The organism is Candidatus Protochlamydia sp. R18, assembly GCF_000648255.1.
Classification (GTDB): domain Bacteria; phylum Chlamydiota; class Chlamydiia; order Chlamydiales; family Parachlamydiaceae; genus Protochlamydia; species Protochlamydia amoebophila.
In genome coordinates, this window is record NZ_BASL01000777.1 from 19,990 (window position 1) to 43,317 (window position 23,328).

Annotated in this window: 19 protein-coding genes; 11 read left to right on the forward strand and 8 right to left on the reverse strand. The window is 32.7% G+C overall.

Annotated features, from left to right (window positions below):
• Positions 1 to 17: 17 nt before the first annotated feature.
• Positions 18 to 1,163 (reverse strand): AI-2E family transporter, encoded by a 1,146-nt coding sequence (locus TY19_RS10515; protein WP_052354914.1) that lies wholly within the window; start codon positions 1,161 to 1,163, stop codon positions 18 to 20.
• Between the two features lie 190 nt (positions 1,164 to 1,353).
• On the opposite strand from TY19_RS10515, the gene TY19_RS10520 reads away from it, so the two are divergent.
• Together TY19_RS10520 and TY19_RS10525 are read left to right on the forward strand one after the other, a co-directional pair.
• Positions 1,354 to 1,887: a SycD/LcrH family type III secretion system chaperone gene (locus TY19_RS10520; protein WP_158383178.1), complete on the forward strand. Its 534-nt coding sequence runs from the start codon at positions 1,354 to 1,356 to the stop codon at positions 1,885 to 1,887.
• Complete coding sequence (locus TY19_RS10525) at positions 1,884 to 3,377, forward strand: hypothetical protein (protein WP_042282393.1); 1,494 nt, start codon at positions 1,884 to 1,886, stop codon at positions 3,375 to 3,377. Before TY19_RS10520 ends, TY19_RS10525 begins: the two co-directional genes overlap by 4 nt.
• Positions 3,378 to 3,456: 79 nt before the next feature.
• On the opposite strand, the gene TY19_RS10530 is transcribed toward TY19_RS10525, so the two are convergent.
• Both TY19_RS10530 and TY19_RS10535 read right to left on the reverse strand, forming a co-directional pair.
• A complete protein-coding gene (locus TY19_RS10530) occupies positions 3,457 to 4,302 on the reverse strand; it encodes an AMP nucleosidase (protein ID WP_042282395.1) in 846 nt (281 codons plus the stop codon).
• A 23-nt stretch (positions 4,303 to 4,325) separates the two neighbouring features.
• Positions 4,326 to 4,568 carry a hypothetical protein gene (locus tag TY19_RS10535; RefSeq protein ID WP_042282397.1) on the reverse strand — a complete coding sequence of 81 codons (243 nt, stop codon included), beginning with the start codon at positions 4,566 to 4,568 and terminating at the stop codon, positions 4,326 to 4,328.
• 542 nt (positions 4,569 to 5,110) lie between these two features.
• Between TY19_RS10535 and efp the strand changes: the two genes are divergently transcribed.
• Positions 5,111 to 5,683, forward strand: a complete 573-nt coding sequence (efp, locus tag TY19_RS10540) for an elongation factor P (RefSeq protein WP_011176075.1) — start codon at positions 5,111 to 5,113, stop codon at positions 5,681 to 5,683.
• Positions 5,684 to 5,686: 3 nt separating this feature from the next.
• Positions 5,687 to 6,631: an EF-P lysine aminoacylase EpmA gene (gene epmA / locus TY19_RS10545; protein WP_226988518.1), complete on the forward strand. Its 945-nt coding sequence runs from the start codon at positions 5,687 to 5,689 to the stop codon at positions 6,629 to 6,631.
• Between the two features lie 59 nt (positions 6,632 to 6,690).
• Here epmA and TY19_RS10550 read toward each other — a convergent pair whose 3' ends face one another.
• Both TY19_RS10550 and nqrF read right to left on the reverse strand, forming a co-directional pair.
• On the reverse strand, positions 6,691 to 7,248 hold the full coding sequence (locus tag TY19_RS10550; RefSeq protein WP_042282399.1) for a DUF2231 domain-containing protein: 558 nt from the start codon (positions 7,246 to 7,248) through the stop codon (positions 6,691 to 6,693).
• A 216-nt stretch (positions 7,249 to 7,464) separates the two neighbouring features.
• Positions 7,465 to 8,862, reverse strand: a complete 1,398-nt coding sequence (nqrF, locus tag TY19_RS10555) for an NADH:ubiquinone reductase (Na(+)-transporting) subunit F (RefSeq protein ID WP_226988519.1) — start codon at positions 8,860 to 8,862, stop codon at positions 7,465 to 7,467.
• Between the two features lie 240 nt (positions 8,863 to 9,102).
• Between nqrF and TY19_RS10560 the strand changes: the two genes are divergently transcribed.
• From TY19_RS10560 to TY19_RS10590, 7 genes are all read left to right on the forward strand, one after another.
• Positions 9,103 to 9,492: a Rid family detoxifying hydrolase gene (locus TY19_RS10560; RefSeq protein WP_039360282.1), complete on the forward strand. Its 390-nt coding sequence runs from the start codon at positions 9,103 to 9,105 to the stop codon at positions 9,490 to 9,492.
• 27 nt (positions 9,493 to 9,519) lie between these two features.
• Entirely contained in the window at positions 9,520 to 11,367 is a 1,848-nt protein-coding gene (gene htpG / locus TY19_RS10565) for a molecular chaperone HtpG (RefSeq protein WP_042282402.1), read from the forward strand.
• 73 nt (positions 11,368 to 11,440) lie between these two features.
• A complete protein-coding gene (locus TY19_RS10570; protein ID WP_052354915.1) occupies positions 11,441 to 12,733 on the forward strand; it encodes a purple acid phosphatase family protein in 1,293 nt (430 codons plus the stop codon).
• 144 nt (positions 12,734 to 12,877) lie between these two features.
• Positions 12,878 to 13,687: a hypothetical protein gene (locus TY19_RS10575; protein ID WP_148300676.1), complete on the forward strand. Its 810-nt coding sequence runs from the start codon at positions 12,878 to 12,880 to the stop codon at positions 13,685 to 13,687.
• A 1,206-nt stretch (positions 13,688 to 14,893) separates the two neighbouring features.
• A complete protein-coding gene (locus tag TY19_RS10580) occupies positions 14,894 to 17,464 on the forward strand; it encodes a hypothetical protein (protein ID WP_042282405.1) in 2,571 nt (856 codons plus the stop codon).
• A gap of 8 nt (positions 17,465 to 17,472) precedes the next feature.
• Positions 17,473 to 18,003: a hypothetical protein gene (locus tag TY19_RS10585; RefSeq protein WP_042282406.1), complete on the forward strand. Its 531-nt coding sequence runs from the start codon at positions 17,473 to 17,475 to the stop codon at positions 18,001 to 18,003.
• Positions 18,004 to 18,307: 304 nt separating this feature from the next.
• The gene (locus TY19_RS10590; protein WP_042282408.1) at positions 18,308 to 20,548 is read left to right on the forward strand and encodes a hypothetical protein; all 2,241 of its coding nucleotides are present in this window, start codon (positions 18,308 to 18,310) and stop codon (positions 20,546 to 20,548) included.
• A 126-nt stretch (positions 20,549 to 20,674) separates the two neighbouring features.
• Here TY19_RS10590 and yajC read toward each other — a convergent pair whose 3' ends face one another.
• The 3 genes from yajC to hctA form a co-directional block, all read right to left on the reverse strand.
• Entirely contained in the window at positions 20,675 to 21,073 is a 399-nt protein-coding gene (gene yajC, locus TY19_RS10595; RefSeq protein WP_042282410.1) for a preprotein translocase subunit YajC, read from the reverse strand.
• 146 nt (positions 21,074 to 21,219) lie between these two features.
• Positions 21,220 to 22,647: a 23S rRNA (uracil(1939)-C(5))-methyltransferase RlmD gene (gene rlmD, locus TY19_RS10600; protein ID WP_042282412.1), complete on the reverse strand. Its 1,428-nt coding sequence runs from the start codon at positions 22,645 to 22,647 to the stop codon at positions 21,220 to 21,222.
• An 84-nt stretch (positions 22,648 to 22,731) separates the two neighbouring features.
• Positions 22,732 to 23,124, reverse strand: a complete 393-nt coding sequence (gene hctA, locus TY19_RS10605; protein ID WP_039360321.1) for a histone H1-like protein HctA — start codon at positions 23,122 to 23,124, stop codon at positions 22,732 to 22,734.
• Positions 23,125 to 23,328 lie beyond the last annotated feature (204 nt).

Here is a 23,328-nt window from a genome sequence, read left to right on the forward strand (position 1 = left end):
TGATCAATATCCCTTTGTTAAGGCTGGTATAGTTTGGCCTGCATCTTTGGATAACGAAGAAGGTATATTTTATAAAAATTTTCGGCTAATACTTTTAAAATGGCATAGAAAGGTGTAGCTAATAATAATCCTATTAACCCATACAGAGATCCTGCTGCTAAAAGAAGTAAAATGAGAGTTAAAGGATGAATATTTAGCCTTTGTCCCATAATTTGTGGAGACACAATATTTGATTCCGTTTGTTGAACAATAGCGAATACTGCAATGACTTTTAAAGTCATTGTAGGGCTATGGGATAACCCTGTTAATACAGCGGGCGTAATAGCTAAAAAAGGCCCCAAATAAGGAATCGTTGTTAAAACTAAAGCCATAATCGATAAGATCAAAGCGTACTTTAACCCAATGATTAAATAGCCTATAAATAACATACTTCCAACACTAAAAGAAATTAATACGAGTCCATTAATATAATTGGATAACGTTTCATCTATATTTTTTAAAATATTGCGCACATTTTGTCCAAAATCTTGAGGAAGATGCTGTAAAAATCCCGAAGCAAAATCACGATCGTCTTTTAACAAATAAAAGACTATGAAGGGGATGACTGCTAAAATTGTGGCTAAACGTGTAAGATATCCTACAATATCTAATAAATTTTGACTCAAAATTGCTGTCGCGTATTGGATTAAATTTAGTAGCCTCCGTTCAATTTCTCCCTCTAAATCAAGTTTAAATCCAGTTGGTAAAACAAAGGTTTGGGAAGAGTTTTTAACTTTTTCCAAAGTTTCTACCGAGGTATTAGCAAAAGCTACAATTTGCGTAGCTAAAATAGGAAACAAATAAGCAAAAAAGATTACTAATACGATTCCAATCAAGACATAGGTCAATAAAATACTAAAGAAACGAGACATTTTTAAATGTTCAAAAAAACAAACTAAAGGTCTTAAGAGATAGTAAAATAAAAAAGAAAAAACAATGGGAATAAAAAGAGAAGAAACAAAGTTAAAAATAGGTGATAAAGTAGTAGCGACATACGAAAATGCCAAGATAATTAATAAACCAAGTAAAATTCCGAAAGAATATTTAAAATATTGGTTATAATACCACGGAGAAAATATTCTTTTAACGACTCTCTTTTCTACAAAAGGCTTATCATTTTCCATAAGATTCCTGAATTTTTACAAATGCTTTTTTTTATTTCTTTCTTCGCGAGCTATTTATCTAACTGCCTTTACTTATTTAAAGCAATGCGTTTTCAAGCTCTTTATTGTGCTAATATTTTTTTTAAAATATAATTAATATAAAGAAGTATAACTTTTTTTTCCTTTGCAATTTGCTTGAATGAAACTAAAAATGGAAATACTTTTTATGAAAACTCATCGGCATGTCGATTTAGAAAAATTGGAGGAAATTAAGCGTATTTGCTTTTTACATCTTCTGGAAGATGGATTATTCTCAAAAAGTTCTTTTGATTTAGATCCAGAAAAAATGACAAAGCTTTACTCTAGAGCCTATCAATTATATACGGCTGGTAAATTTCAAAACGCTCAAGCAATATTTAGTTTGTTAGCTCTTGTAGAATATAATGAATTTAATTTTATTTACGGTTGGGCAAGCTGCTGTTTGATGTTGAAAGAATATGAAAAAGCAGCTGAAGGTTACATTCGATGCGGAATGCTTGATCTTAAAAACCCTCTTCCTTACTTTTATGCAGCAGACTGTTATTTGAATAAACAGGAACGAGTTTCAGCATGTATTGCACTGCAGATTGTGATCAGACGAGCGCAATTAAATTCTCAATACTCTGAAATTCAAAAACGAGCGGAGATGACATTAGAAACATTAATGCCTAGTCAACAAAAAAACAAAACAGCCGAGGCATCATGACTATTAATTCTAACTCTTTCTGGGCTGAACAACCAGAGCCTTTATCTATAGCTCTTTCACCTCCATTTTCTTCTATAAATTTACAAAAAACTTCTCTTGTTGATAAAGCGAATTCTTTCGAAAAAACAAATGAAGATTTTATTTCTTCCATCACCCCTTCGGATTTGCCAACTTTAATAGAGCCTAATAGCTTAACGCTTCAAACAACTTCCCTGCAAAAAGTGCTCGAAAAAAAGATTCAAGGAGCAACTGAAATTGTGGAAGAAGCTTTAAAGCTTTTAAACCCTAATTTGACTGAGAAAACGAACAATACGCTTTCAAAAGAAGTCATCGAGATGAAAGATTCTTTGCAAACTTTCTTAAAATTGATGGATACCACCCTAACCCATTTTCATCCCACACGAAGTAAAATGGATTTTCTAGAAACCTATGATAGCCGGGCATTAGTCAACGCAATACTAAAATTATCAGAAATACGCGTACGCTTTTCGCGAGAAAATAATTCTTTTCAATCTCTTTTTAAAACACTACCTGCCGCACAAATTAAGATTTTAGCCCCTCTTATAAAGTTTACTTTCGAAGAAATTTGTCAACGCCTTTTAAAATTAAACGAAGAAAAAAAAGATTTAGGTCACGATGAAAAGATAAATGAAGATCCCATGGACACATTTAAACTATTTTGGAAATCATTTTTAAATAAGGAAATTAGTTTCGAGCAAAAAGAAATTCACCCTTTAATTGCTCAAAATCTAAGTTTTCTTCCTCTTCCGCAACTCGCTAATAAAATGCTTTCTGAATGGTTATTAGAATCATCGTTACTAACATCTAATTCTAAAGAAGAAAAAACACTGGTTACTAATTCTCCCGTCGAATTCAATATCTTACCTTTTGATATTCAGCAAACTCTCGATTTACTGCTTATCAAAATTATCATTCATCAAGCTCTAGGTTTTGTAATGATTCATCAAATCAATCCATTATTTGATCCTTTTGATTTTGGGCTTCAGGTTATTCATCAATGGTTGAAGGAACGGATAGCCGAGCTACTGACTAACAATATCGACGGTTATGCATCTTTAGATACAGCGCTAGAAAAAAATCTTATTAAAAAAAGCTTAATTGTTTTTGCATTGATTATTTCTATTGGTTATGCAGAGCAAAGCCATTCCTCAAGAATCAAAATAGCTCAAACCCTAAAAAAAATAGCTTCTCAATCTACTTTACACGAGCCTTTTTTTTATGCTAATGCTGCTCTCATTTTAATGCAGGGATGTGAAAAAGAGGGAAATCAATTAAGGATTCAACAATTTATTCGCTACCTTGCGAAAGAAACAGAAATTAACGGCGAAGACATGGAAAAATGGAGAGTACTTCAATATTTATTAATTGAGATGGTGAAAAAAATTTTAACAATTTCAAACCTTCCCATTTCTTCGGATGTCGATCCTCTTCATGAAGAAAACTATTTTTCTATGATCATTCAAGGGTAAACTAGGCAAGAATAAATCCGTTTAAAAAAAACAAGTTGTCGTTATTTTTAAACGGATCCTTCGTTTTAAAAAGAGAATTTTAATCCAAAATAGTACTTTCAAATCGCTTTCGATTTCCTCTAAAAATCCCTTTAGCTTCATTTTTTAAGGCAATATCCAAAGCACGCATAATTTGAACGCCTTTTTCGACATGTTCTCCAGTATAAGTCTTAAAAACATTTTCAGAGCTTTTCTTGGTTTTAATCCCATCCTTATTCAATGGGAGATCTGAAATCAATAATAAAGCCCCTAAGGGAAGCTTATGGCTATAACCTCCCATAAACAATGTAGCACACTCCATTTCAATAGCTTGAGGACGCGTAGCTTTTAAACGTCTGCGAAATTCTTGATCAAACTCCCAAAAACGTTTATTGGTTGTATGAGTAATTCCCACATGATAAGCCGTCTGTGTTTCATCTAAGACATTTGTCACAATTTTCTGAACGAGAAAATTAGCCAAAGAAGGAACTTCCGCCGGAAAATAAAAATCTGAAGTGCCTTCCCCACGGATTCCTGCAATAGGAACAAAATATTCACCTATCACATAATGCCTTCTTAATCCGCCACACATTCCAAGTAGTAAAGCGGCTCGAATGGGCAAAAAAGCACAAAGATCCACAACCAATGCAGCTGCAGGTGAGCCTATCTTAAAATCTAAAATGGAGACTTTTTCAGTAGGAGAATGAGCTACTTTAAATGTCGACCCTTCAATGACAGGTACTTCTCGACTATCGGCAAAATATTGCACATACTTAGAAAAATTTGTCAGTAATACGTATGGTTGAAAATCTTCAACTGGAGATCCAGAATAACGCTCCAAGGTATCTCGGGCAATTTTTTCTTGCAATAATCGCTCTTCTTCTATTTCGAGGAAATTGTGATTCATAATCATTCCTTTAATCTAATAATCTAATCGTAAGGGCCAAGTAAAGGTCCAAATATTGGCTTTTTTTGTAACAGTGACATGATGGTAACAACAGTCACAGCAGATCTTTTTTGAAACAAATGCATCCGATGTTCATATTTATTGCGATTTTCTATAATATAACCCCATTTTGGACAACGATAATAACGGAGAACAAGATCCCGAGGAAGGTTTCTCTGTTGTCTTGGATCATTGATGATTTTTTTATTTCCAAAAAAGTTGATCATTAATGTCTCAAATAATCCTTTCTTTGTGGATTTTTTCTAATGATGATTTGTTCTCCTCTACATCAAGATCAGCCATTTTACAATCAATGATTCCATGATTGGGCTCAACTTATTCGTTTGGTAAAGGTTTATCATTTAGATAATCTTTATATTTCTTAAACTATATATTCAAACCTCTTGATGAATTTAAGCTAATACTAGTTTGATCTAACTTAGCAACTTCAGGAAAAATTCAGAAGTTCTTTTGATGATTCAACGATTTTGTTTCATTTAATGCATAAAATGGCGTTTTCAAAGAAAGCAAATTTCTGGACTTTCCATCACTTTTTAACGTATAGTGAATGATCTAAAAAATTCAAAATTTGAGTTATTAGGTTTTTAGTAAAAAGTTTTATCATTTATCAATGACATTAAAGCTTTCATTTAATTACCTAAAAACAACTTTTATATTTATCAAACGCGAATTTAGAATAAGTAATGGATTTTTTTACTTATTTCTAATCCCGTTATCAAAATAAGATTTTAGCAAAGGAATGTGATCTATGGCACAAATGAGCACAAGCGAAATCAGGGGTGGAGTAAAGGTAGAGGTCGAAGCACAACCCTACACTATCATCAGTAATGAATTTGTCAAACCAGGTAAAGGGCAAGCCTTTAACCGCATTAAAATGAAACATTTATTAACAGGACGTGTCATCGAGCGTACATTCAAGTCCGGAGAAAAGTTAAATCTTGCTGATGTTGCCGAAGAAGAAATGCGAATGCTTTACAAAGAAAGTGATGGGGTCATCTTTATGGATGAGAAAAGCTTCGAACAAATTAAGATTTCTTTAGAAAGCATTGGAGAGACTGTTCAATGGTTATTAGACGATCATGTCTATGAAGTGATTTTTTACAATGGAAATGCCGTTAACGTTGAACCTCCTACATTTATGGAAATGGTCATTACAGATACTTCTCCTGGCGTTAGAGGAGATACGGCATCAGGTAGAGTTTTAAAACCAGCTATATTGGAAAGCGGTGCAAAAGTTCAAGTTCCTATTTTTGTAGAGCAAGGTGAAAAAATTAAAGTAGACACTCGTACTGGAGAATATGTTTCGCGAGTTTCGAGCTAATCAGTGCAACTGTCTAAAATTTCAAGATTACATGATCGAGCTACCCTGCTCGGTCAATCCCGTCAATTTTTTGCGGCCCGCCAAATTTTAGAAGTTGATTGCCCCTGTCTCAGTTTAAGAGCATCTATCGATGCCCATATTGACTTAATTCCCGCACTTTATCATCAACAAGAAACCTGCTATCTCCATTCTTCTCCCGAATATGGAATGAAACGTCTTTTGGCTGAGGGCATAGGTGATTGTTATCAACTTTCTCACGTTTTTCGCGATGGAGAATTAAGTTCTAAGCATAATCCTGAATTCATGTTGGCTGAATGGTATCGTTTAGGATTTGATTTAGAACAAATGATTGAAGAAACAGTTGCTTTTATTCGTTTGTTCTTAGGTAACCTCTCCTATCAAACCATTAGTTATCGAGATCTTTTTCTTAAATATACAGGGATTGATTACTGTTTAGCAACGAATCAAGAATTATTTGCTTATATTCAAGCCCATCAAATTCCATTTTATACTTCCATTCTTGAAGAAGGACGGGATGCCCTCCTTAATCTTATTTTAGGAGCTCAAATTGAGTCGCAATTAGGACAACAAGAATTGTGTGTGTTAGCTTATTATCCAGCTACACAAGCTGCTCTTGCTTGTAGACGCAAGCATGGCGCAGAAGAGGTTGCAGAAAGATTTGAGATTTATTACAAAGGAGTTGAATTAGCAAATGGTTACCACGAACTTACAGATGCCAAAGAACAAGAACAAAGATTTTTAGCCAGCAACAAACAAAGAATCGATCTTGGCAAAAAATCACTCCCTTTAGACTTTTTATTTTTAGAGGCTTTAAAAAAACTTCCTGATTGTTGTGGCGTTGCTGTTGGATTTGATCGCTTGATGATGTTGCGACACCAATCGACAACTATATCAGACGTCATTGCTTGGGGATGGGTGGAAGCATAAAATCCAAAACTAATGGCAACAATAAAGAGCTTTCATTAATAAATTTATTTTGAAAAGAATTAAAGATTCCATCCCAATGTAAGAGTATTGCCTAATAACCCCGTAAGATTGACAACTAAGAAAGAGAAAAATAAGCAAATATAGTAAGAGCCCAATCCCTTGGAAGAATCGCGGCCATATTGATTGCGCAAGTGGCATGCCCATAGAGCCAGAATGACAGTGACTACGCCAAAATAGCGATGCCAAACAAATACATCATTTAGTGTATCAGGGTAAAATTGGCCTAATGACAGCGCAAATCCCAACAAAGCAGTAATGGGCACTAAAACTGCCGTAGAAATGATCATAAAAACAGCTGCATTCTCAAAAAAAGAAGTTCTATACCAAGCAAATAAAATTTCTGCAAAAACAGCCATAGTAAGCAATGCGATGGGAAAATGAACAAAAATGTGGTGTAAATGGCCAATTTTGACCACCCAATCAGTCCAATTTTTTTCTGGGATATAGTCTATACCTTGCATTTGAGCGATAAATGCCTTAGGATGATGTTCTTCATAAGCTTGAAGAAAGGCCTGTGATAAAAGTAATAGACCAATTAAAATCCATCGATTCTTCATTATTACTCCGCTTCCGTACAATTACAAAAAATCTTCTCACAAAAAAGCATTTTTGTGCAGCTAATTGCAGAACAGGCTTATTTTCATTAATTTTTATTTATTTACCCCCCAAATTCAAGCGGAAAACTGAAAATACCTTGCAGATCAATCCGAAAAACTCCAGAAAGTCCGCCAAGCAGCCTAGACTAAAGAATTAAAGATGCCTTAATAAGTGTTTCAACTCCCAAAATCATCTAAAATAATATTTTCTCGCGGAACTCCATACTCATCTAATAATTTAAGCACACTTTTATTGTGCATTGGAGGGCCGCAAACATAAAATAAAGATTCTTCTGGATAATCCATCTTTTTAAGCTGTCCTTCTTCAAAAGCTTTAAAAAGAAAGTTTGTTTTGATAGGATCTTTGGCAGGCCAGCCTTTTTCTAAATCTTCTGGGAGTGGTTCTGATAAAACTAATCGATAAGCAAAATTAGCATACTCTTTTTCTAATTTTTCATATTCATTTTGATAAATATTTTCTTTTAAAGATCTTGCCCCATACCACATGGTTAGTTTTCTTGAGGTTTTTTCAGTATTGAATAAATGAAGAATGTGGCTTCTCCCAAAAGAAGAACCAGCACCTCCAATTAAGAAAACCAATTCTCGCTCATCATGAATCATGAACGACTCTCCATAAGGGCCAGACAAACGAATTTTATCTCCAGGTTTTAAACCAAACGCATAAGATGAACAAATGCCCCAAGGAACATCATTTTGCATTTTTCCATTTACAAAAGGTGGTGTCGCAATACGAATATTAAAAATTAACTTCCGTCCTTCCGCAGGATAAGACGCCATCGAGTAAGCTCTTATGACTTCATTGGGTTTTTGAGGTAAATGGGAAAAGTCAATTTCTTTACCAAATAAGCCAAATTTTTCCCAATCGGCATAATATTTGGAGTTCATCGTTGTTTTCCAATTTTCTGTATTTGTTTTGAAAGAAGGGACATGAAATTGTAAATATCCTCCCGATTGATAAGGAACTTCTTCTCCTTCGGGAATTTCAACAATTAACTCTTTAATAAAAGTAGCAACATTATCATTACTTAAAACTGTTGCTACCCATTCTTTAACTCCTAAGGCATGCTCATCAACTTGAACTTGTAAATCCCTTTTTAATTTGGATTGACAGGAGAGGCGCCAACCATCATTCAGTTGTTTTTTTGAAAATGTATCCATATCAGTTTGTAAAGGAACACTAGCTCCTTCAAGGATTTGAACTCGACACTGTTTGCAAGTAGCTTTTCCCCCACATGGACAAGGAATGGGAATACCATGAGAGGTCAAAGCATGAAGAAGCGTTCCTCCTCCCGGAGTATGAATAGTTAAAGCATCATCTTGATTGATTTTAATTGTACACGTTTCAGAGTTAACAAACTTGGCCTTTGTAAAAAGAATTAAAGCTGCTAAACCGACACCTATCAACACAAAAGCAGCAATTGCATATAAACTTAAAACAGGATCAAATCCTCCAGAATCAGCAACAACAATCGGCAATATTTTTTCGGGAATAGTGAGCTGAAATAAACACCGGAAAGCGAAAACAGTATCTAGAAAAAAAAAGTAATTTATCATGCAATCCTACAGATCAACAAAATGTTAAATGATTTATTTCTACCCTCAGTCATTATATTATACAAGGTATAATCTGCTAGTATTTTCCCAGCAATAAAAATGGTAAGCTCATTTATTGATACCCTTAAGTTTTATTTTTCTTTGAGAGTTTGATCTTTTAAAACAAGTCTATTATTGGCAAAAACTTCCTAAGTGCATAAAATGCCAAACTTGATATTTTTTATGAATGAGGAGTTTTTTATGGTTAATTTAAAAAAAATTGAGACAATGCAGGCTCCAAAAGCTATTGGTCCTTATTCCCAAGCTGTGTTAGCAGATAAACATTTGTATGTTTCTGGACAGCTAGGCATTGATCCAACGACAGGGAAATTAGAATTAAATGATATTTCTCTCCAAATCAATCGGGTTTTAGATAATCTTGAAGCAATTCTTAAAGAAGCTGGATGTACATTTCAAAATATCGTTCGTTGCGATGTTTTTCTCAAAGATTTAAATGATTTTGCAATCGTTAACGAAGCTTATAGTAAACGATTTTCTCATTCTATTCCCCCAGCAAGACAAACTATTCAAGTGGCAAAACTTCCTCTAGACGCATTAGTAGAAATCTCTTGCATTGCTATAATTTCTTAATATTAATGAATTTTTAAAGGTATTCAAATGGAAAAAGGCTCTCTTCAAATACACAGTGAAAATATTTTACCAATCATCAAAAAATGGCTGTACTCTGATAAAGACATTTTTATGAGAGAATTGGTTTCTAACTCCTGCGATGCGATTCAAAAAGTTAAAATATTACGTGATCAAGGAGACGTAGAAGTTAAAGATGAAGATTTTCGTATTGATATTCAAATAGATAAAGAAACTCGTATCCTAAAATTTATCGATAATGGAATTGGAATGGATGCGGAAGAAGTAAAAAAATATATTGCGCAAATAGCTTTTTCGGGTGCTGAAGAATTTTTAAATAAATATCAATCAAATCAAGAAAGCGAACAAATTATCGGTCATTTTGGTTTAGGTTTTTATTCTGCTTACATGGTCGCTGATAAGGTAGAAATCAACACACTTTCTTATAAAAATGAGGCTGAACCTGTTCTATGGATTTGTGACGGATCATCTGATTATGAAATGGATCGTGGGACTAAAAGTAGTAGAGGAACAGAAATTACTCTTTTTATTAGTAAAGATAGCGATGAATATTTAGATAAAGAACACTTAAAAAAAATCTTAATACACTATTGTTCGTTTCTCCCTTATCCCATTTATTTAGATGGTCAGCGAATCAATGAGTTTGAACCCTTATGGATTAAATCTGTTTCTGATTGTACAAAAGAAGATTATTTAAATTTTTATCACCAATTATTTCCTCTAGAAGAAGACCCTCTTTTTTGGGTTCATCTTAACGTCGATTATCCTTTTCGTTTAAAAGGAATTCTTTATTTTCCTAAAATCAAACGTGATTTTGATATGAATAAAAGTCATGTTAGCCTTTACTGCAATCGAGTTTTCGTCTCAGATAACTGCAAGGATTTAATTCCCAACTACTTAAGTGTTTTAAAAGGAATTATTGATAGTCCAGACATTCCATTGAATGTCTCCAGAAGCTATTTACAAATGGATCGCACTGTTCGACAACTTGCAAGTCATATTTCTAAAAAGGTTTCGGATAGCTTGTCTACCCTTTATAAAACCGACCGGGAAAGGTTTATTCAAGCTTGGCAGGATAGTTCTGTTATCGTCAAATTAGGAATCTTAGAAGATGATAAATTTTATGAAAGAGCTAAAGAGTTTTTAATTTGGAAAAATACTGATCAAGAATGGTTGACTATCCCTGATTATTTAGAAAGAAATAAAGAGAAAACGAAAGATAAAGTTTTTTATGCTACTGATGAGAAAATTGGCGCTCACATGATGGATATTTATAAACAACAAGGTATTGAAATACTATCAGCTAATAGCCCTTTAGATCCTTATCTAATCAATTTTCTAGAAAATAAATTAGCCCCTATCACATTTCAACGTATTGATGCTGAAGTACATGAAAATCTAGTGGATAAAAGCCGAGAAAAAACAGTTCTGGATGCTGAAGGGAGAACTGAAGCAAGCAAGCTTGCTGAATTTGTGCAAACTAAACTGAATGATGATAATGTTGAAGTCCAAGCGAAAAGTTTGGCCTCTGATTCACTTCCAGGTTTTATTGTTATTGATGAGAAACAACGGAGAATGCGTGAATACATGATGCGCTTAGATCCAGAAGAACGTAATATCCAAATGTCTTTGTTTAATAAAAAAACTTTTGTGATTAACACAAACAACTCTCTTTTTGAATCAATTCAAAAGCTAGACCAACAAAATCCAAATTTGGCAAAAGATTTGACCCAAGAAGTTTATGAGCTTGCCCTTCTTTCACAAAGAGAAATGGAACCTCATTCTTTACATGAATTTGTTAATCGAAGTAATCGTGTCTTAGAAGCTTTAACAAAAGAAGCTCTTAAAAACACATAAATCTCTTCGCTTGAACTCAAAGAGGCAATATGCTACATATGGCCTCTTTTTACTTTTTCAAAGCGTTAAAATTATGACAACCACGTATACGTCCAACTCTAGTATTGAATTCAAATACAAGCCATTCTGGTTTTCTTATTTTATTTCCCTTTTAAGTATTTTTTTAAATTTGTCTTTATATGGTGATGATCTTGCCTCAAAAACTGTTTACTTAACTTGGCAAAAAGATCCTACAACAACAATGACAATTCAATGGATTTCTTCTAAGAAAGAAAAAGAAGTGCAATTATTTTACCGACAAAGTACAGAAGCCAATTGGATACAAGTAAAAGGAATCATTTTTAACTTTCCTCATTCTCCTTCGTATTTTATTAACAGGGTAGAACTCACTAATTTAGAACCCGACACTGAGTATATTTTTAAAATTGAAACAAATAGTCAAACTCATCTATTTCGTACACTTCCTTGCTCTTTACAAAGACCTCTTCGATTTGTCGTAGGTGGAGATATGTATCATGATGGGATTGATTTGATGATTGACATATGCAAACAAGCAGCCAAAACAAATCCTTCTTTTGCGCTTGTAGGAGGCGACATAGCTTATGGTGTTGGAGCATCATACATCCCTTTCCAAAAAATCGAGCGTTGGATAGAATGGTTAAAAGCTTGGCATCTATCCATGATTACTCCTGAAGGAAGATTAATTCCCATTATTGCAGCAATAGGCAATCATGACCTAATAGGACATTATCAACAAACCCCAGCACAAGCCAAAATCTTCAGTTCTCTTTTCCCAATGGCTGAAACTAGCATTTATAATGTCTTTGATTTTAATTCTTATTTAAGTATCTGGTTGTTAGATTCAGGGCATGCCAACCCTGTATCAGGTCAACAAACCACTTGGCTAAATCGAACTTTAAGGGAAAGGCAGCATATACAACATCGTTTTGCGATTTATCATGTACCCGCTTACCCTTCCATTCGTAATTTCAATAATAAACGAAGTTCTATTATCCGAAAATTTTGGGTACCTGCTTTTGAACAAGGAAATCTTCACGCAGCTTTCGAACACCATGACCACGCCTATAAAAGAACTTACCCTCTCTTGCAAAATAAAATTCATCCCAAAGGAATAATTTATTTAGGAGACGGTGCTTGGGGAATTAAAAAAGCGCGACAGCTTAAACATACGCAACCCTCATATTTAGCTAAATTTATCTCTATACGTCATGTAATTATTGTAACTCTTCAGCCAGATAAACAATATTTTATGTGTATTAATGAGTACGGCCAAATAATTGATGAATATCAGCAAAATTTAGAGAGCTCCAACCCAAATACCATACCAAATCTCAATTATCCTTAAAAAAGCTAACAATCTAATACATTTTATAATTTACTGATAATCAAAACATTCAATTATTAAAATGTTGTTTTTGAAATTTAAAATTTGATATAAAACTTATAAATAAAATTATAATTATACATAATACATTCTAAGGAGATAGGCGTGGAAAGGTTGATATATTTGTTAACCGTGCTACTATTTTGTTTTGCTCCTGTTATTAATCTTTTAGGAGAACAAACACAAACAAATAAAGTAGGTACATTAATTGTTAATTATCAAACAAATGAAAAAGGTCATCGCCTAGATCGTGTCCGTTTTTGGTTAATTAATGAGAACAACGAAAAAACACTATACCCAAAAAAAGATGACTTCCTTGCGAATACCCACACCTCTTCAGAACGTACAGTTGTTATCAGCCATTTACCAATTGGCCAATATCGAATTGAGTTTGTGCTTCCCAATGCTGATGATTTTTTTGAAGAAATTCCGGTTCGAAAAATTATTTTGACAAGTGAAGCTGTTCTCAAAGTGGATCAAGAAATTCATATTCGTCATAAAACAGCTCATGACGTCGCCATGTCTGATTTTAAAGGGCCAAATAATACCTTATCTATAAGCAATCTCAAGTTTTTTTCCCCTTCTTTTTCTTATTCCCTTTTACCTCGTTATATTTTTCCTTCTGAAAGTATTCCTCTGAAAATGGCTAGATTTAGTTTAACAGTTAATCGATCCGTTAGTTGGAAACTCTTATTAAATGGACAAATCATTCATTCTTCTATTGGATCTATCACTAATTTACCGATTCCTCCCGGAAAACATTATTATGTGATAGCAGAAGAGCTTGCTGGTTATACCACCAAAACAATTCCATCCTCATCCTTTGATATCGCCCCTGATGAAAAAGTTTTAATTAAAATATTTTATCAGAAAGACTCCGGATATGTGAACTCAAAACACACAACTGCCAAATGAGGAAAAATCATTTAACATTAACTCTTACTTCTATTAATGATTTTAATTAGCTTTTTTTAAAACTTAATTTAGATAAACAAAATGGAAGTATTATTTGACAAAGCAGCGCTTGGGAACAGGTGAGCATCAAGTTTCTTATCAATTACCCAAATAGCTTACTACAACCTATCCAAATAAAATCTCATCCTTGAAAAACAATAGTTCACATCAATTAAATCCATACATTCTTGTTGAAAAGTCAGTTAAATATTTCAATAGAACTTTTTCAAGCTCTCTTTATTCCTTATCGCGAGAATGGTTAGGAGTTAAGCCAAGGTTGAGAAAATCCTTATGTATTTTCTCATTATTTTGGAAAATTGAAGTCGCAATCAAACCAATTTCTTTACAAATGATTTTTTACCTATGAAATTTCCAAATAGAAATACAAAAAACCAGTGGCAATAGAAATTTTTCCTCTAAACTTAATAAAAAAGAAGACCTACAGTTAAGTTTTGGGCTAGATTGGATTGATCATGCTTAGGCAAATCACAAAAATATCTCCAACTCTTTAAATAATAAAAGGGTATCGATCATGCCTGAGGGTTTTTACGATAGTTTTCACGCTTTCCCTCTAGCTCTTAATAATCACAAACCATACCTATACTCAGCACAAAAATTCAAGAGGCTGCTTTGATTTTAGTAGAAATGTATAGGAGGGAATGGGTATCAATTTTGGAATAAGTCTAAAAAAAACCCACTCACAAGATTTTGAAAAGAAGATGTTAGGCTAATTTAGCAAAGAAGTCAGAATTTCCGAAAAACTCCCTTTATTACCGGAATATGCCGATATTTATATGGACTTCAGTTCAGAGCAGCAAAAACATCTTCCTAAAATTCAAAAACTCTCTATCTCACATATAACACAGATTTTATAACTAAAGGCGCGAATGTTAAATTGATGAGTTCTCACGCTTTTTCTAAATTTTTATACTTTTAAATATTTTTTATTTACTTTTGACTCCTACTTAATTTTCTCAATATAAAATCAAAAAAATGTCTAAAAATCTCTTGGTTGGCTCAAAAAATTCAACTTAATTCCTTTATAATTAAAAATATTAAAACAAATTCAATAATTTTTAATTATTTTATCTGTTTAATTATAAATTAATAATCAAATTATATAATTCAATTATACATTTATTATTATTATTGTTTTAGGAGGAATTTATGGCTTCACCTGCTGGAGGTCCAATCCATTCAAGTAATCTTATTCCTTCATATTTTTTTGAAACAAAAAAACAAACAACTTATAAATTAATTGATAATAATCCCCTTTTTCCAGTCAATCAAACTTTATTACCCCCACTAAAATTTTCAAATTCCGAGCGATTGAATTTATTATTGGAGGAAGAATTAGATGCTTTAATTGTTCAAAAAGAAAAACAAATTACGCAAACTTTAGAAAAAATAGATGAAGTAATACACGGTAGTCGTTTTTATAAAATGATTTTGGATTTCACTAAATGGGCACATGAATATGCTGATACTGGGAATGACACTGTGCAAAATGGAATAGAATATCTCCAAAATTTGCTTCCGGAAAAATTAATCAAAGAAGGAACGATCCTTGGAAATCATTTAGAGTCTTTAGATGAGATAGCTGACCATGCCGGGAAATTTTTGAATGCTCTTGATTTAGGAGTAAGTGCTTTAGTGTTAATGCATAAAACAAAGATTTTAGAAATTTCAAAAAAAGTTTTTTTAAGTTTAAAAAACGAATATGACATAAAAAAAGAAATGCTTCAGGATAAGAAAATTTCCAAAAGCGAACAAAGAGAAATTAAAAAAATTTTAGCTACATTGGGAAAAATTATTAGTGAATTAGAAATTAAGCTTAAAATTCAAGAAAAGCAAATCAACTTACAAAAAACTAAGTATCAATTAAAAGTCGGTAAAAAATTCTTTTCATTCGTCAAAATTCCTTTAAAATATCTTCCCATTGATCAAACTACTAAGGCCTTTCAATTCCTCTTAACAGGTGTCACTGTTGCAAAAACAGCTTTATCACTTATTCTTTCTGGATTCGTTTTACATAGAGCTGTGACTAATCACTGTGTTTATACAGGGTGGACAGAAGCGTTTAAGCAATGGAAAAATCGTCAACAACCAACTAGTCATATAGCAACCCAAATGGAGCCCCCCCTTCAAGTTCAATTTCCTGAAATTTTAAATGAAATTTCTGAAAAAAACTTTCAGAAATTTCAAGAAGAGCTAGATAAGCTCATTTATCACCCAACGATGGTTTTTGAAGAAATTAAACAAGAGCTTAAAAATTTTGGTATTGAATTAATGGAAGATATCAATACAACGAGTGAATTAATTGATCATTGGGAACTTCACGCTGAATTTAAGCAAGATTTGATTTTTAAATACACGGACTTTGCAATAGTTTTAGGTCAGCTCGATTATCTTATTCAAACAAGTAAAAACTTACTGATTAAAAGAGAAGCTGTTACCAGAAAAAAAGTCTTACAATTAACTCCTCATTTTGAAGAACTCAAACCTAAAATTGTTGAATTGAAAAAGAGACAGTACGAACAACTTGCTGGGCAATTTAGAGTTTTATATGGAGAAAAATTTTCTAAAAAAAACTTATCTCCCCTTCTTTTTGAAAACCTACCGGAAAAAGAAATTGAACGTATTTTAAAAGAACAAGAAGCTATTTTTAATGAACAGAAAATCATCAAGTTACAAAACATTGCGAATCAGCTTCAACTCGGTTTTACAATTTCTCGTTTTAAGGACAAAGCTCACATAATCAATGCTTTTGAACGTATAATCGTTTCAGATAAACAATTTGATCGATTTATGAAAAATTATACTTCAGCAGACCTGTTATATTTTTATGTGGACCATCAAGAAACTTTAGAACATATAACGAAAAATAGCCTTAAAGAAATGATTTCAAAAAAACATGAAATCGAGCGAAATTTTACAAAATTTAAATTAGTAGAATCAGGGACACTTTTTACCATAGCTTCGATTTTTGCCGTTATTTCTACTACCTTCGCTATTATAGGATTATTAACCACACCTGTCGCTGGCGCTGGTTTTATCTTAATAGGCTTATCTATCGCGTCGACAATTTTTTCGTTGGGGTTTTTAGGTGCTAGCTATTATCAAAAATCTAAATACAAATCTGCTTCTACTGCTGTAGAAACCAATTTGACAGATGTGAAATTAATGTTCAATCGAGTCCGAGCAAGAATTGAAGAATATTGCTCTCTACGCAAAAATAAAAAATTACAAGATATAGCTTTTATTTTAAAAAACTTACATAAAAAAGACGTTTCAACTGAGGAATATCAAAAAGCATTTAAAAAATATGAAGAAGCTAAGACTCAATATGCACTGAGTCAATCTAAAGTCCAAGAGTGGAATCGAAAAATAAAAGCAATACAAACTCGGATTAATAATGCACGTTTGCAAGACTTTGCAAAATCTGCGTCTTTAAGCATTACGGAGAGTCCACAAAATTTTGATACTTGGAAGGCTTTAAACGAATCATTATTAGCTATGGATTTAAGCTTATTGAGCGAAGAAACCAAAGTACTTCTTCAAACACAATTAGGGTTAGACATTGAAGTTTTACAAGCTCAAGCGATGAAAAATCCAGAATCTTTAAAAAAAGCTTTGCAAAAATTCTTCACATTAGAAGATTCTGAAATAGTTGAATTTATTCAATATCAACAAGCTCGTATCCAAGCAAATCTAATTCCTTCTATGAATCCTAATTAAGTGAAATTATGGTTTTACAACGCATTTCTTCTCTTTTAAAAGAAACTTTTTTTGATTGTTCCTATGTTGCAGCCTCTGAAATAGAGCCATTTGATTATTTGGTTGCCATTGCAGAAACGAACTCTAAAGAAAAAAGGAAAATGATTAAAATCATGGCTTTTGAACAGCAACTTGATCCCTCAATACTCAAAAAGATCGATAAAGATCGATGTTTCAGAATCCAGTTTTTGTATCAATTACCATTTGAAGTCACTCCACTTGCAGTAAATCAAATAGCAAGTTTGTTACTATTTCTCAATCAAAACTTAGATTGGCCTGGATTTGAATTAGATGAGTTAAATAATAGACTAACATATCGTTACAATTGGTTAATCAAAGAATCGGCTATTGACACAGCTCAACTAATCATTATTACAGGAAATCTACTTTTAAGCCTCGACATGTTTAATGATGCCATCAAGCAAATTGCCGACGGACAGCTGACTTTTAATGAATTATTAAGAGGAATTGCTGAATTCGGACATCGGACAAAAAATTAAAAAAATTTATAGAAATTTATCTTCAAGTTTTCGCTCATTTACCTTTTTTATTTTAAATTCAAATTTTGAAGCTGCATTAAAAAATTAAACTTTCAATTTCTTTTTTTAAACCTATCAATCTTAATTTTTAACGCTTAATTTTCAAAGAAAAATTATAATGATCTTTTTATCCAAACTCGGATAAATCTTTCTGCTTTTTTACTTTTATAAATTAATTTTTATCTTGGACATATTTTGTTTTTTATGTTAGATTTCAAATTAGGATTTTTTTAACCAATCTTAACTCTCTACTTAAGAGATATTTATGCAAGTTTCTGAAGCATTAAAACAAGTGCTCGCAACATCGGAAATGCCACTTAATAACGCTTCTAATGAATCAAGTTTTAATCTTCCAATTATTTTCTCTCAATTCTTAAAAGAAGGTTCTTTGATCTTTAATCCTAAAAGATTTACTTTTTTTAACGAAAGAAAACATCTTTTGGAAAAAGTGGGTATGGAGTTTTTGAAAGATAAACAGTCGGTTAATGCTGAAGATCTTATTTACTTAGATTTTATCAAAGATTTTTGCCAGTGGCATCAAGAATTTCAAAGCGTTCTTTTAAAGCACAATCAAAATATTGATAATTTTTTTTTTAATAGTGTTAAACATGTCGACACTATTCGAGAAAATGTTCAAGCTTTCATTAATCATGAATATGTTAAAGGCTATATTGCTCCCAGCTTTCCTTCCGAATTAATTAATAAAATTTGTGACTTTTTAGGATGCTTGGCTACCTCTATTAAATCGGGGAAACCTGTAAAAGCTTCTTTATCGAATGTCAATGAATGGTCATTTCAGCAAGAAGCTAAAAAGCAGTTAGATCAACTTTGTGCAAAATATTCTCATATTAAATTAGAAAAGAAATTAGAAAGAAGAATTAACAAGTGTTACATAAATATAGCTAAACAACAACAAATAGCGCTAAGCAATCGCTGGCAGAATTTAATAAAAGCCGGTTTCCATGAAATTCTTCCTCGCGCTTTACCTAAAATTTTCTTTATTTGTGCTAACTGGAGTTCTCATAATTTAAAGAAATGCGTCAAAAATGCTTATGATTTTAAAAGTTCTATAAAAGATTTACTAGATTTTAAAGGGATAAGTGCAGTGAAAGAAGATTGGATTGCAGACTTAGCTGCTCCAATGATTCAAGTTAATGTAACGGCAGAAGTAAATAACCAAGAGCAACTAAAAATAGATATTGATCAATTCTTAAGTTCTTTATCTAATTGCCAAACAATCGATAATATTCAAGAAATTTTAAAGAAATATTCTATTCGGATCGAACTTCCTGTCGATATGGAAGAATGGAAAGAAAACTTAGCAAATGATCGTTTTGTACTATTTTTATCGAATCGCTACCAAATTTATAAAGGTCAAAGGTTAGCAATCAACTCGGAAACAATTCTTTCTCATCTATCCAAAGAAAAAGAAGCTTACGAAAAACATTTGATGATTGCTAGCATTAATTTACAGCCTTTATTCGACGATCTTACAGCACTGTCTTTCGAAACAGGTACATCCAAATTAAAAGAACATCATTTGAATTTAAACTTTGAAGGAGCTCCTAATAATGAGCAACAGTGGAATGCCCAACTACAGGCAGGAACACTTCAAAAGATTTTATGTAAACAATGGGTAGACTATCAACAAACAGTTGCAAAGTTAACAGAGCAAGGAAGTCGAGTTGCTTTACTTACAAAAATTCAAATAGAAGCAACCTTATTGAACGTATATATATGTGAACAAATATTACGTATCTTTCTACTTATTTTACGATTTGCTATTTTCATGCCTTCGACCTTTTGGGATTTAAATAAATCCTTTTTACATTATTTGGTGAAAGATCTTCCTATTCCAGGCATAGGTTTAGTTTCTATCTTCTCTTCGAGAGGAGGATGCTCAACTGATAACTTATTTTTAGCTGGAATAAGCCACCTCTGTAGATCTGGCTATAAACCTAACGAATATAGTTTGGAAGGGTACCAAGCATACTTACAATTGAAAAAAGCTGAAGTTGTTGCCCAATTGTATTATTTTCATTATCTTGTTCGAAGGTTTCAATTGTTTATTCGCGTCAAAGTACTTGAAAAATTCATCTTGAAACCTCAAACTGCATCGGAACGAGAATTAAAGCTTGAAAAGCTTATTGGCCAGCTTGAAAGCTATCAACAAGAAAATCTAACTTATCAAAATCAGCTTAAAGACAAATTAGATAGATTCAAGATAAAAGATATTAATGCCTCTTTTCATCCAAAGTCATTAATACAAGATAAAAAGGGAAATGATTACACACCCCTACAACATTTAACAGATGCATTGTCAAATTTAGATTTGTCTTGTTTAAACGAAAACTCTCGGGATTTTTATGAAAAAAACTTAGGTATTGTGTTAAACGAGAAAACTCAGTCAAGTATTAAGGAAGAATTTCGAAAAATTTTTATTCAAAATGAATTTAATTTTTTTAAAGAATTTGAACATAGACAAGAAGCGTTTGTGAGAGTTTAAATTTTTAACAGATATTTTAAAAACACTTGCATCTTCAATTATTTTTTTTATTCAAACTTTTATATTGAAATTAATCACTACTACTGAATTTGTTATTTAATAGCAGTGATTAATCATGATTATTCTCTACTGATCTTCAGATAGTAATTCTACTTTTTTATCATTTTCATCTGCTTCAGGTAAAATATCTGTGATAGCTGCCTTATAAAATTCTAATTTGGCTCCATCATACATTTTAACAATGACAGTCTGCTCTCCCAATCGAACCACAGTTCCAATAATCCCCATTGCAACAACCCGATCTCCCTTTTTTAAGGCACTTCGCTGATCTTCTAAAGCTTTACGTCTTTTTTGTTCTGGTCTCCATAAAATGACATAAAAAAATAAAAAAGCAATTCCGATCATTACGAGAGTCTGCCAAAAACTTTGGTCTGGAGGAGGCAGGGCATCTTCTCCTTCACCAAATAGATAACCATTTGACAGGAATAGCAATGTTGTTAAAAAAGCATATAATTTAAATTTCATTTGTTTTCCTTTGTTCTAATTCGTTAAAAAAATACTTTTGACTGAGTTTATACCAAATTATAGAAATAAACTTATACTAATATTGAGAATTAATTTTTGAAATAACCGAATAATAGAAGAAATTTAAAAATCAACTTTACAAAAATTTATGGGAGTGTTAACAAAGCGATATTTTCCACATGAACAGTTTGGGGAAATTGGTCAACAGGTTGGACAATTTGCAATTGATATCCCCCATCTATGAGAGGGCCCAAATTCATCACTTGAGTTTTGGGATTACAGGAAATGTAAACTAGTTTAGGGGCTTTAAGGTCTAAAATATGTTTAATCGCTTTCGCATCTAAACCGATCCGAGGAGGATCTACCATTACAACATCTGGCTTTAGAGAGTTTTCCTGCGAAAGTGCTTCAAGAACTTGTCCCACATCTCCCGATTTAATGGTAACATTCGAAAGACCATTTTCTTTCACATTTTCTCTTGCATCTAACACAGATTCTCGACTTAACTCTATTCCAATAACCTCTTTGACATATTTAGCCGAGCAAATTCCCAGCGTCCCAGTTCCGCAATATAAATCGTAAACAACATGAGAAGCAGATAAATCGGCTAGCTTTAAAGCTTGGCTATAAAGCTTTTCCGCTTGCTCAGTATTAGGTTGAAAAAATGCTGAAGGGCTAATTCGAAAATTCAATGTTTGAATAGCTTCATTGACATCCGGTAAATAGAGTTTTTCTCGAATATGATCTGGACCATACAGGAGCATTTCATAAAAGTTGGTAGGTCTTCCCTTTGCAATTTGTTGTATTCGTAGAAAAACTGATAACTTTTGATCAGAATTAGAAAGCTCTATAGAATCCCGTAGAACCTGGACAAAACTTTGTAATTGGGATTTAGTTAAGGCATAATCAGGATTACCAGATACAGTAAGCATTACTAAGCGGTCCCCTGTCCTCAAACCTTCTCGTAGCGTTAATGTTCTTAAAGATCCTTTATCTTTAATAGCATGGTAAGCTTGTACATCTGAATTATCCCACCATTTCTGTATAGCTCTAGCGGCCTGAGCAAACCACCCATTCGCTAATAAACATTCTTTCATTTGAAATACATGTCCGCGTGTTCCTTGCATAATCAATCCCAAATAGCGACGACCAGCTTTATCGCTTGAAAATGTCAATTCCATTTTATTCCGATAATGCCAAGGAGAACTTGGAATAATTGAATGCCATTTTACATTTTCATTCAAGTAGGGTTTAAAAAGATCCTGAATAGATTTTTCTTTTTGCTTTAACTGCAGCTCGTAAGGCAATTGTTGCCAGCAACACCCTCCACAAGAACCAAAATGCATGCATAGCGCGTCAATACGATTATTTGAAGGCATGGTTACTTTTGGCAAACGGCTTAAATATTTGTCTTTCGTTTTTTTATATAAAATAGCATTGACCTGATCCCCAGGAATCGTAAAAGGAACTTCCACTTGAATTTCTTTTTGATTTGATAGGAGGAGGGTTGAGCCCATTCCGTGTCCATCAGTTGAAAATTCTTTAATTTGGACATCAATTGAACGTTGTTTCATTTAAATAACTAAGGGGGTAAAAAGAAGAATAAAGAAAAGGGGAGGTTTATAAAACCCCCCTGAAACTTTTTTTGCCAAGTTGGCTTATGCGCTAGTTTTTCTTGTAGGAATCTTAGCTGTTGCGCGCTTAACAGACATTTGTCTTGGTCTAAAGCTTGTTGATTTTGCTTTTGGCTTTGCTTTTACCGCTGCAGCTTTTTTCGCGGGTGCTGCTGCTTTTTTCGCTGGAGCAGCGGCTTTTTTAGCTGGGGCTTTAGCAGCTTTAGGAGCTGTTTTTGCAGGCTTTTTCTGGCCTTTTGTTTTCTTTTCAGAAGCAATAGACTCTTTACGGAATAATTTAGCAATTTTTTCTAATTTAACTGTACCTGTGCGAACGCGTTGAGAAGCTGCCTTATTACCATTTTCAGACTTTTCCAGATCTGAAGTGATATTTGATAATAATTCTCTTAAATTTTTAAATGTGTCTTTTAATGACATGTTTTGAACTCCTCCTATTTAGAGTTATAATTTCACCATTAACTAAATATTAACTTTGGATATATTGTGCAACATTTTTCTCATAAATTCCAATTTTTTTTCATTTTTTTTAAAAAAACACCCCATTTAGGACCTTTTGTCGTTCAATCCCCATTCTTTTGAAGTAGATCTGAACCTAGATTGAAATTTCATTTTCTCTTTCAT